Annotated in this window: 7 protein-coding genes and 4 pseudogenes; 6 read left to right on the top strand and 5 right to left on the bottom strand. The window is 52.3% G+C overall.

Annotated features, from left to right (window positions below):
• The 4 genes from AC222A_RS17605 to AC222A_RS17590 form a co-directional block, all read right to left on the bottom strand.
• Nucleotides 1–315, bottom strand: a 315-nt coding sequence (locus AC222A_RS17605; protein WP_486775344.1) for a DNA-binding protein, incomplete at its 3' end; no start/stop codon positions are given.
• Nucleotides 316–470: 155 nt separating this feature from the next.
• On the bottom strand, nucleotides 471–812 hold the full coding sequence (locus AC222A_RS17600; RefSeq protein ID WP_008251016.1) for a YnfA family protein: 342 nt from the start codon (nucleotides 810–812) through the stop codon (nucleotides 471–473).
• A 3-nt stretch (nucleotides 813–815) separates the two neighbouring features.
• Nucleotides 816–1,703 (bottom strand): cation diffusion facilitator family transporter, encoded by an 888-nt coding sequence (locus AC222A_RS17595; RefSeq protein WP_008251018.1) that lies wholly within the window; start codon nucleotides 1,701–1,703, stop codon nucleotides 816–818.
• Nucleotides 1,704–1,777: 74 nt separating this feature from the next.
• Nucleotides 1,778–4,687 carry an efflux RND transporter permease subunit gene (locus AC222A_RS17590; protein WP_372763586.1) on the bottom strand — a complete coding sequence of 970 codons (2,910 nt, stop codon included), beginning with the start codon at nucleotides 4,685–4,687 and terminating at the stop codon, nucleotides 1,778–1,780.
• Between AC222A_RS17590 and AC222A_RS17585 the strand changes: the two are divergent.
• The 3 genes and pseudogenes from AC222A_RS17585 to AC222A_RS17575 form a co-directional block, all read left to right on the top strand.
• Nucleotides 4,677–5,906, top strand: a pseudogene (locus AC222A_RS17585) (transposase); the annotation flags it as partial. The gene AC222A_RS17590 and the pseudogene AC222A_RS17585 overlap by 11 nt on opposite strands.
• A 271-nt stretch (nucleotides 5,907–6,177) precedes the next feature.
• A complete protein-coding gene (locus AC222A_RS17580; protein WP_008250613.1) occupies nucleotides 6,178–7,143 on the top strand; it encodes a hypothetical protein in 966 nt (321 codons plus the stop codon).
• Nucleotides 7,144–7,325: 182 nt separating this feature from the next.
• Nucleotides 7,326–8,306: an alpha/beta fold hydrolase gene (locus tag AC222A_RS17575; protein ID WP_372747872.1), complete on the top strand. Its 981-nt coding sequence runs from the start codon at nucleotides 7,326–7,328 to the stop codon at nucleotides 8,304–8,306.
• A gap of 8 nt (nucleotides 8,307–8,314) precedes the next feature.
• Here the strand turns inward: AC222A_RS17575 and AC222A_RS17570 are convergent.
• Nucleotides 8,315–8,434 (bottom strand): annotated as a pseudogene (locus AC222A_RS17570) (enoyl-CoA hydratase); the annotation flags it as partial.
• 47 nt (nucleotides 8,435–8,481) lie between these two features.
• Between AC222A_RS17570 and AC222A_RS17565 the strand changes: the two are divergent.
• From AC222A_RS17565 to AC222A_RS17555, 3 genes and pseudogenes are all read left to right on the top strand, one after another.
• A pseudogene (locus tag AC222A_RS17565) lies at nucleotides 8,482–8,637 on the top strand (hypothetical protein); the annotation flags it as partial.
• A 350-nt stretch (nucleotides 8,638–8,987) separates the two neighbouring features.
• A pseudogene (locus AC222A_RS17560) lies at nucleotides 8,988–9,350 on the top strand (ATP-binding protein); the annotation flags it as partial.
• Nucleotides 9,351–9,734: 384 nt separating this feature from the next.
• Complete coding sequence (locus AC222A_RS17555; protein ID WP_108565998.1) at nucleotides 9,735–11,228, top strand: IS91-like element ISCR2 family transposase; 1,494 nt, start codon at nucleotides 9,735–9,737, stop codon at nucleotides 11,226–11,228.
• Nucleotides 11,229–11,463: the final 235 nt, after the last annotated feature.

Here is an 11,463-nt window from a genome sequence, read left to right as displayed (position 1 = left end):
AATTCGGCCTGTAAGCGACTGCACTTGGTGCTGATGTTTGGAGTGACTTTCATCAATTGCGGCTTGCGCCTCCTGTTTCAGTGCTGCGGCCAGGCGCCCAACAAGCTCCTTAATCGGCTGGCTGAGCAATGCTTCATCATCCAGGCGGGCCGAAGCCTCTTCTTCTATCTCGCGTAGGTATCGATGGATGGTGGACTTGGAGCCAGTATTGCCAAGCTCCACGCGAATGGCGTCAATAGACGGGTTTTCGCCTCGACTGATCAGGGTTTCACGCGCTTTGGATACCAGTGCTTTGTTGACGCCGCCTCTTGCCATGCTCCACCTCTTGATATATTTCGTACTGTATTACATACTATGTATATACGTACTATTTTATACCGTTACATAAGGAAGTGATAGCTAAAAACTAACATTAAATAATCAAGAGTTATTGAATGTCAGGTGGATTTCGAGGCGGATTCCTTCAAAATTCAGTACGAATTTGGTACATTCCAACCAATCACGATAATACCCATACCGATCAATGCGATGCAGGCTCCCAGCCAGTCCATAGGAGAAAGTCGTACCCCATCAACCACGCGAAGCCAAACCAACGCTGTCGCCACGTAGACCCCGCCATAGGCCGCATATACCCGACCGCTGGCGGCGGGATGCAGTGTTAGCAACCAGACGAATAGCCCAAGGCATAATGCAGCAGGTAACAGAAGCCAGGTAGATCCCCCCTTGCGCAGCCAAAGATAAGGCAAAAAACACCCTACGATTTCCGCAATCGCGGTGAACACGAAAAGGCCAGCAGTTTTGATTAACAGCATACGTCACTCCTTTGGCACGTCATCACGACAAGGCTCATTGTGTAGTTCAAACTCAACGGTTGTGTGACTTAACTCAAACTCGGCCAGCACAGCGGACAAACGGCGTTTTAAATTTCTTTGATCCTCCAGTGATACATCTGCTGCAAGTTCGATATGAACCGTTAATACATGGCTTTCGCCATCCAGCGACCACAAATGCAGATGGTGAAAATGTTTAAACTCAGAAATGCTTTTAAGTTTCTCTTCGATTCCTTTTGCAATGCCTTGATCGGGTACGCCCTGTAAAAACAGCTTTAAGGTTGAGCCGATGTTTCGAACAACATTCACCAAAATAAATAAGGTGAAGCCGATCGCTAAAATGGGGTCGAGGATCGGCCACTCCACAAACATCAACACAACTGACACAATAAAAACAGCAACCCATCCGAGGACGTCCTCTAGCAAATGCCAGTTGAGCACTTTTTCATTCAGTGTCTCCCCTTTGCTGAGCTTAAATGCGGCGAACCCATTCACGGCAATACCGAAAATGGACAGCGCCAACATACCTTCTGTTACAGGCATTTCCGGATTGAAAAGACGAGGAATGGATTGATATAACACCCAACCTGAACCGGCGATAAGGACAATACCATTGATGAGCGAACCCAATAGCGATAAACGTTTGTAGCCGTAGGAAAATGAACTGGAAGCGGGCTTTTTTCCCAGTTTCGCGAGGACCCACGCCAAACCAATAGACAAACTATCTCCGAGGTCGTGGACGGCATCCGCCATAATCGCGGTGCTATTGGTCAGCACCCCGCCAATAAACTCAATAATCGTGAATCCAACATTGAGAAAGAATGCCCAGCCGATTCGTGTACTACTGTTGTCGTCGTGTGAATGAGAATGCATTGTTCCTCCAGCTCTTTTCTTTTTCTGTTTAAATTCAAAAAAAGTCGGCTCCGGCTTGTGCCGGAGCCAGACGATTATTTTTTGATTTTATTCTCTCGGCGATGAACCCACTGATACAGTACAGGCAGAACCAACAACGTCAGAATCGTTGACGAAATAATGCCCCCGATAACCACGGTTGCGAGTGGTCGCTGAACTTCTGCACCGGTACCAGTGTTTAAGGCCATGGGGACAAAACCGAGACTGGCCACGAGAGCAGTCATCAACACCGGGCGTAAACGAATCATCGCGCCGTCAATAATTGAGTTGGTCAATTCCCCTGTCTCATGCCAAAGCTGACGTATAAAGGCCAACATCACCAGTCCATTTAGTACCGCCACGCCGGACAGTGCGATAAAACCTATTCCAGCAGAGATCGACAGCGGCATGTCCCGTAAATACAGCGATAAAACACCACCAGTGAGCGCGAGCGGCACACCACTGAATATGATCAACGCATCCTTCACTGAGGCAAAGGCCATGACCAGAATACCCAATATCACCAACAAGGTAATCGGTACTACGACGGACAAGCGCTGGCTGGCAGACTCCAGCTGCTCAAAAGTGCCGCCATAGTCCAGCCAATAACCTGGCGGGATATCCGCGTTTTCACGAACACTCGCTTGTACCTCATTGACGAAACTCCCCAGATCACGTCCACGAACATTAGCGGTGACTACGATGCGGCGCTTACCGTTTTCACGACTGATTTGCGCTGGCGAAGGTGAGATGTCCAAGGTCGCGACTTCTTCGAGGGGCACATAATCCCCGTTCGGGAGTGGTACCGGCAGAAACTTCAAACGGTCGATATCGCGACGCGTTGTTTCCGGCAAGCGCACCACCAGTTCAAAGCGCCGATCACCTTCATAAATAATCCCGGCGGATTCACCGCCAATCGCAGCGGACACCCAATCCTGAAGTTCGGCAACATTCAAACCGTAGCGACCCAGGGCGGTGCGGTTCGGAATAACAGAAAGTGTTGGCAATCCCGTTACTTGTTCAACCCTAGCATCCGCAGCACCTTCAATCGAATTGACGACTTTAAGCACATCGTTGGCTGTTAACACCAACTGATCCAGATCATCTCCGAAAATCTTGATACCGAGATCCGCGCGTACACCGGAAATTAATTCGTTAAACCGCATTTGGATGGGTTGCGTAAACTCATAGTTATTGCCCGGCAACTCCTCTAGGGCTCGCTCCATTTCCTCAACAAGTTCCGCTTTGGTTTTGGACGGGTCTGGCCATTCACTATGCGGTTTTAAGGTCACAAAATTATCGGCGACATTGGGCGGCATCGGATCGGTGGCAACTTCCGCCGTGCCGATTCGGGCGAAGACTTTATCCACCTCAGGAAATGCTTTTATTCTCCGCTCAAGAATTTCCTGCATTTCCACGGCTTGCTCCAAACCTGTGCCTGGAATGCGCATCGCGTGCAATGCAATGTCACCCTCATTCAATTGAGGAATGAACTCTGAACCCAGAGTCGTAGCCAACCATAAACAAGACACCACCAAGACTGAGGCAAAACCGACCACGGCCCAGCGAAACTTTAGAGCGAGATTGAGCAGCGGTTTGTAGGCAGATTTTGCCTTGCTGATAACGATGCTTTCTTTTTCGCTGATTTTGCCGTTCATGAACACGGCAACAGCAGCAGGGACCACCGTTAACGAAAGCACCATAGCAGACAATAACGCCATCACTACGGTCGCCGCCATCGGGTGAAACATCTTGCCTTCCACACCGGTCAAACTAAATATCGGGATATAGACGATAGTGATAATGGCCACACCGAATAAGCTGGGACGAATCACTTCGGAGGTTGCGTCAAAAACAGTGTTCAATCGCTCCCGTAAATCTTGTTGACCGCTTTTGTGCTGATTCTCGGCCAGACGACGAACGCAGTTTTCAACAATAATGACCGCTCCGTCTACGATCAAACCAAAATCGAGTGCCCCTAGGCTCATCAAGTTGGCCGATACACCCGTTTTCACCATGCCGGTGATCGTCATCAACATAGCCAGCGGAATAACCGCCGCTGTGATCAAGGCAGCACGGAAATTGCCCAACAAGAGAAACAGCACCACGATAACCAGTAGTGCGCCTTCCATGAGGTTTTTGGACACGGTGGCAATGGCTTTGTCGACTAGCGCGGTGCGGTCGTAGACGGCTTCAGCCACCACGCCCTCCGGCAATGAGACCTGAATTTCTTCGAGCTTGTTAGCTACGTCTTGGGCGACCGTACGCGAATTAGCGCCGATCAGCATCATGGCAGTACCCAATACCGTTTCTACACCATCTCGCGTAGCGGCACCGGTACGTAGCTCTTTGCCAATCGCAATTTCGGCCACATCTTTTATTTTTATCGGTACAGAGTCATGTTCGGTAATGATCACATTACCGATGTCGTCCACCGTTGCGAGCTGACCTGGCGACCGCACCAAAAGCCGCTGACCGTTTCGTTCGATATAGCCCGCGCCCCGATTGTCATTATTGGCCTGCAAGGCTTGCACGACGTTTTCAACACTAACTTTGTAAAGTAGTAATTTTGTGGGGTCGGGCATCACATGATATTGCTTGTTGTAGCCACCGATGCTGTTGACCTCGATAACGCCTTTTACCTGAGCGAGTTGGGGCTTGATAATCCAGTCCTGAATTTCTCGCAATGCGGTCGCGTTATAGGACTCACCGTTAACCATGCGGGCATCAGGATTGGCTTGCACCGTATACATAAAAATTTCGCCCAAGCCGGTAGAAATCGGCCCCATTTCCGGTTCAAGCCCAGGCGGTAAGGCACTTTTGATTGCACCCAGCCTGGCGTTAATCAGGTTGCGTGCAAAATAGATATCAGTGCCTTCTTCAAACACCACCGTGACTTGAGACAAGCCATAACGTGACAGCGAGCGTGTATAGGAAAGTTTGGGTAAACCCGCCCTTACCGACACTGAAAAGTGGCTTGGTCTGCATAAACTATTTGGGCCGTTGTCAGGGAATGAATTACGTATAGATGAACCCGAAAAGCGTTTCATCACCACGTTATTTTGCTATGGCTGTAATCTAGGGCCAGTTCAAACAGCCAAGTCTGTGAAGAATATCAGCAGAAAGCAGATTGCCTGGCTCAACCTTAGACATGCTTCCGAAGATCGCTTGGACAAAGCGATCACCCAAGTCGTCAATGCTTACAATAAATTTGATCTACCTAAATACTGGGGCAGCGGCAAGCACGCGTCGGCTGATGGAACGATGTGGGATCTGTACGAACAGAACCTGTTAACGGAATACCATATTCGATATGGCGGTTATGGTGGTATTGGTTACTACCATGTTTCCGATACCTACATTGCATTGTTCAGTCATTTTATTCCATGCGGTGTCTATGAAGCGGTGTACATACTAGACGGACTAATGAACAACAAATCTGACATCCAGCCCGATACGTTACATGGCGACACACAGGCGCAAAGCTATCCAGTATTTGGTTTGTCACATTTGCTGGGCATCAATCTCATGCCTCGAATCCGCAACATTCAGGATTTGTTGCTTTTCCGACCTGACAATCGATATCGATACAAAAATATTGAGCCCTTGTTTGCAGGAAGCATAGACTTCAAATTAATCGAGCGGCATCTTCGAGATATGCTTCGCGTCGTCATATCGATCAAGAAAGGCAAAATTACCGCCTCAACGATTTTGCGTAGGCTTGGGACCTACAGTCGTAGAAACAAGCTATATTTGGCATTTAAAGAGCTGGGAAAGGCGATAAGAACACTCTTTTTACTGCGCTATATCGATGAAATTGAGCTTCGAAAAACCATTCAATCAGCCACAAACAAAAGTGAGGAATTTAACGGTTTTATTAAATGGCTCTTTTTTGGAGGTGAGGGCATCATTGCAGAAAACGTCCGTCATGAGCAGCGGAAAATCGTTAAATACAACCAGCTAGTAGCTAATATGGTGATTCTCTATAACGTTGAGAAAATGACCCATGTTCTGAAGCATTTGTCGAAAGAGGGTGTGATAATCAACAAAGAGCTGCTTAATGGGCTCTCACCATACCGAAATTCTAATATTAATCGCTTTGGTGACTACAATTTGGATCTGGAAAAAGTAATTCCGCCGCTGGATTTTGGAATCAAGATACTGGAGACAGAAAAAGCGAAATAAGACTTATATATCAATAATTTAAGGTACAATTGGCGAATTTTTCCAGAATGACGGCCGACCCTCATATTGAGCGCACGCTTAGAATATGTGCGTTACGCAGACCCTTAAAATGGGCACAAAAAAACGGCACGCGCTTTCGCGGGTGCCGTTCAAATGAAAGGTAAAAGCAGCCTCACAGCGCAATCATGGGCCATGAAACAGCAATCTATATCTTATCACGGTGATGCGGGTACGCCCATAAAAACCGCGCACTTCGTCGCGAGGAACGCCAATGTTGAAGCCGATTGAAGCACTGCAAGAGTACGCGCAAGCCAAAGGAATGGAAGCTGCCGATCTCCAGCGCAAGCAGGAAAAGCTGCTTGATGCGCTGCTGCATCCAACTCGCGCCGACCACGGCGAAAACGTGGTAGTCGTATTCGCGCATGGCGCGGAGGCAATGCGCCTTGCCGCAGTGAAGGAAGATGGCGACCGATTCCCGCACTGGGCCGTGCAGTCGTGGAGTGTCACGAAAGAGGACTGGCTGACACAGAAGTCCTACGACATGAAGCCAGAGATGCGCAACATCGCCTACATGGACGCAAAGAACTGGTATCCCGCTCCCACGCAAGCTGCCGCCGAGGCGAAGTGGGCCGCGATCAACAGTGACGAAGACGGCGCTTTGGAGCGCCTGTTCGACAGCCGCGCAAAGCTCGCCGAATTCTGGTACGAAACCAAGGTCATCGACTGGGAAGGACGCTACGGAGGCGATCCGTGGTTCTTCATGAGCGAGGTTGCCGAGACGGCCTTCGAGCGCGAAGGGCAGCCCAATCCGATTCTTGGCGAGAAGTACGGCGAAAAGGTGACAGCCCAGCTTGCCAATTTCGCCGCCGACTGGGGCGAACTGGCAACACCCGTATTGTCCGGCACCCTGCGCCGCGCTGGCACCAACGAGGTTGAAGCGATTGTGCAGTACCGCTCTGCCGTTGAAGCAATCGACGACATCCTCCAGTCTGGGCACGACGCCCACTTGCGTGCCGCGCCGCTCGGAGAAGCAGGCGGGGCCGACCGCTTTACTTACCTGCGTGACCGCGACGCGGGACTATCCCGCGCCGAACTGGTTGCCTCGCTGGAATCATTCATCGAACAGAACAAGGAGCTAACGATGGCTGTGACAGAAGCCCAACCCAAGGAAGACTCGTTCCTGATCTCGATCTACTACGAACGCTGGACGCGTGGTTACAGTGTTGTAGAGGTGTGAGTGGGGTTGTAAGTCACGGAATCAGGTAATAATATTTGCTTGGCTTGGCTTGGCTTGGCTTGGCTTGGCTTGGCTTGGCTTGGCTTGGCTTGGCTTGAGCGGGCCTTATACCTTTCTGTATGGATCTCGCGAAGCGAGTTTGGGGCGATCAACGAGATCTATAAAACTTCAGGAGACCATTTATGAAGAACAACGATCCGACATCCCCCAGGAAATTTTTACGCTCCAGCAGCGCCATTAACTTCCATAGCGGATTTGTCAGCGATCCCTCGACTTATTACGAGGTGCTGGAGCCGGTCACGAAGACCAACAAACCACCGATGGTTCTTATCCACGGCGGGGCGGTTAGCGGCGCTTGTTATATGGTAACAGCCGATGGCAGACCTGGTTGGGCACACGTTTTTGCCGCCAAAGGCTATAAGGTTGTTGTGCCAGATTGGCCTGGGACGGGTCGCAGCGGATATATCCCTTATGACGCCTTGACCGGAGAAACGGTGATACGGGGCTTGGGAAAGCTACTTGCCACGCTTGATCGCCCCGCGATTGTCATGACGCATTCGATGTCGGGCCCTTTCGGCTGGAAGCTGCTCGAACTTTACGGTGACCGGATCGAAAAACTTGTTGCCATCGCCCCTGGAGGGCCAGGGAACGTGAGTGCTCCGACGGAGCTTCTGACAGACACTTCCGACTTCGTAGAGGTACGTTTGGCACCAGGAGCGCCCATACTCAAGATCAGTCGCAAGCAGCCTTTTGTTGCGGGGCCCGGTTGGGCCGCCAAGAAGCTGGTAGGCACCGGTACACGTTTCCCGCGGGAATTCCTGGACGCTTATGTCGCCACGCTGGATGTGATCCCACCCAGGCTTCTGCTGGAGCGGGTGAACTATGCGAACAGTGCGCCTCGTGTCGCAGATTTCTCTGGCTACAAAGGTAAGCACATCGCCCTGATCATGGGGACCAATGATGCGGACCACACGGTCGCGACCGATAAACCTATCGTGGATTGGTTGAATGAAAACGGCGCGCGTGCCGAGTTCATTCATCTCGGTGAAAAAGGCATCCAGGGAAATGGCCACGCGATGATGGTGGAGAGCAATAGCGACCAGTTGGCGAACGCAATTGTGGCGTGGTTGGAAACAGGGAAATTTGTCGCCGCGACATCCTAGGAGCCTGCTCAGGAGTGGGTGAAGGTCGGCTGGCGCTTGTTCACGAAGGCGTCCATGCCTGCCTTCTGGTCGTTGGTGTCAAACAGCGAATGGAACAGGCGGCGCTCAAACATCACACCGTCGGACAAGCCTACAGCATCCCGTAAAAGATTCGTGGTTCGCTTCACAGAAAAAGGGGTCTGACCCCTTTTTATGCGGCGCCCGTCCGCTCAAGCGCGCGATCCAGCAATGGATCGAAAGCCCGCTGGCGCAGAAGATCCTGGCTGGTGCCTACTCGCCGGGAGACGAGGTTGCGGTGGATGTGGAAGCCGGGGAGTTTGTGTTCAGGTAAGCGGTCTGAACTTTCCGCCTGATGTGAAAGAGCCTGCTGATGTTTCAGTGGGCTCTTTTTGTTTGGTCAGTGTTTCGCCCTGACGGGCGAGTGACTTTTCTTTGCTTGTCCAAAGAAAATGCACCAAAAGAAAAGACACCCCCGCGGAGCAGGCCTGCGGCTCCCCTGCGCTTCTCGAAGCGACGGCGAGGCCGGAAACTCGCCGCTGCGCGGCTCAGACAACCGGCCCCTTGACCCGTTTCAGCCTGCGATGCTCGGCTGCTCCGAGGGGGATATACGGTGCTAACTTCAGCTATGACCAGTTTGAAAATCGTTCAAGACTAATCTGCTAGTCGGGATGATTTGCGCACCGCGCTATGCTGCGTCGCGCATTGTCCAATCTGCTGTCCAATGCAATACGCCACACACCAGTGGGAAGAAGTGTGCTGATCCGTCTGGATTCATCGGGCGAGGGTAGGGCGTTACTCAGCGTACAGAATCCGGGGCCAGAAATTCCAGCCGAGCATTTGCTCAGGATTTTCGACCGGTTTTACCGGGTCGATCCTTCCCGGCAACGCCAAAGCGAAGGTGCTGGCTTGGGGCTGGCTATCGTCAAGTCCATAGTCGAGGCCCATGAAGGAAACATCGCGGTGATCTCCGAACGCGGCGTCACGCGCTTTACGATCAGATTTCCCAGAACAGGTGATGCAGGGAATATTGCGATGCGTGGTTAGCATCGAAGGCTCGTGTCGAGAGAACTGTAAAATTGTGAACGTCAGTATTAGGCTGTTGATATTCAATAGGGATGGAGCATTTCTATAGTGCTGGTAGGATTTTGGTCAAGGCTGGTTGGCTCGCGGCCTTTGAATTGACCCGTTTTCAAAAAAAGGATTTATTTTTAAGAAATTTCTGAGCATGGTATTTTTCATGGTATTACCGATTAGCGGGAAAATAAGTCGTTGAATACAAAAGATAAAAATGGCTTATTGATAATCGAGTGGGAGTGACGGGCACTGGCTGGCAATGTCTAGCAACGGCAGGCATTTCGGCTGAGGGTAAAAGAACTTTCCGCTAAGCGATAGACTGTATGTAAACACAGTATTGCAAGGACGCGGAACATGCCTCATGTGGCGGCCAGGACGGCCAGCCGGGATCGGGATACTGGTCGTTACCAGAGCCACCGACCCGAGCAAACCCTTCTCTATCAGATCGTTGACGAGTATTACCCGGCATTCGCTGCGCTTATGGCAGAGCAGGGAAAGGAATTGCCGGGCTATGTGCAACGGGAATTTGAAGAATTTCTCCAATGCGGGCGGCTGGAGCATGGCTTTCTACGGGTTCGCTGCGAGTCTTGCCACGCCGAGCACCTGGTCGCTTTCAGCTGTAAGCGTCGCGGTTTCTGCCCGAGCTGTGGGGCGCGGCGGATGGCCGAAAGTGCCGCCTTGCTGGTTGATGAAGTACTGCCTGAACAACCCATGCGTCAGTGGGTGTTGAGTTTCCCGTTTCAGCTGCGTTTCCTGTTTGCCAGCCGGCCCGAGATCATGGGGCGGGTGCTGGGCATCGTTTACCGCGTCATTGCCACGCACCTGGTCAAGAAAGCGGGCCATACCCACCAAGTGGCCAAGACGGGCGCGGTCACCCTGATCCAGCGTTTTGGATCGGCGCTCAATCTGAATGTTCACTTCCACATGCTGTTTCTCGACGGTGTGTATGTCGAGCAATCCCACGGCTCAGCGCGTTTCCGCTGGGTCAAGGCGCCGACCAGCCCAGAGCTCACCCAGCTGACGCACACCATCGCCCACCGGGTGGGTCGCTATCTGGAACGGCAAGGCCTGCTGGAACGGGATGTCGAAAACAGCTATCTGGCCTCGGATGCGGTGGATGACGACCCGATGACACCCCTGCTGGGGCACTCGATCACTTACCGTATCGCTGTCGGTTCACAGGCGGGGCGAAAGGTGTTCACTTTGCAAACTCTGCCGACCAGTGGTGATCCGTTCGGTGACGGGATTGGCAAGGTAGCCGGGTTCAGCCTGCACGCCGGCGTGGCGGCCAGGGCCGATGAACGCAAGAAGCTCGAACGGCTGTGCCGGTACATCAGCCGCCCGGCGGTATCCGAGAAGCGGCTGTCGTTAACACGAGGCGGCAACGTGCGCTACCAGCTCAAGACGCCGTACCGGGACGGCACCACGCACGTCATTTTCGAACCATTGGATTTCATTGCAAGGCTGGCCGCCCTGGTACCGAAGCCCAGAGTCAACCTAACCCGCTTCCACGGGGTGTTCGCACCCAACAGTCGGCACCGGGCGTTGGTCACGCCGGCAAAACGGGGCAGGGGCAACAAGGTCAGGGTGGCTGATGAACCGGCAACACCAGCACAACGGCGAGCGTCGATGACATGGGCGCAACGGCTCAAGCGTGTTTTCAATATCGACATCGAGACCTGCAGCGGCTGCGGCGGCGCCATGAAAGTCATCGCCTGCATTGAAGACCCTATAGTGATCAAGCAGATCCTTGATCACCTGAAGCACAAAGCCGAAACCAGCGGGACCAGGGCGTTACCCGAAAGCCGGGCGCCACCGGCTGAGCTGCTCCTGGGTCTGTTTGACTGACGAGCCTGAAGGCCAACGATACCAATCAAAATGCTGCGTTCACAGCGCCGCGGCAGGGATCCGCCGTGCTGGTTGTCGGAAAAGGAGCCGCTAGTGGGAAAGAGGAGGGTAAATTTTCAGCGTTGCTGGCTCCCCGTCAGCCGGATTGGGTTGCATCGCAGGGGTGTCGAAAGAGTCAACTGCGGTCCAAAGCTGTTGGACTTGGGTGAAAAGGGCGTTTATTCTTCCTATACGT

The sequence above is a fragment of the Litorivivens sp. genome (assembly GCF_057445395.1).
Note: the sequence above shows the minus strand (reverse complement) of the source record. Positions and strands in the feature narration are given on the sequence as shown.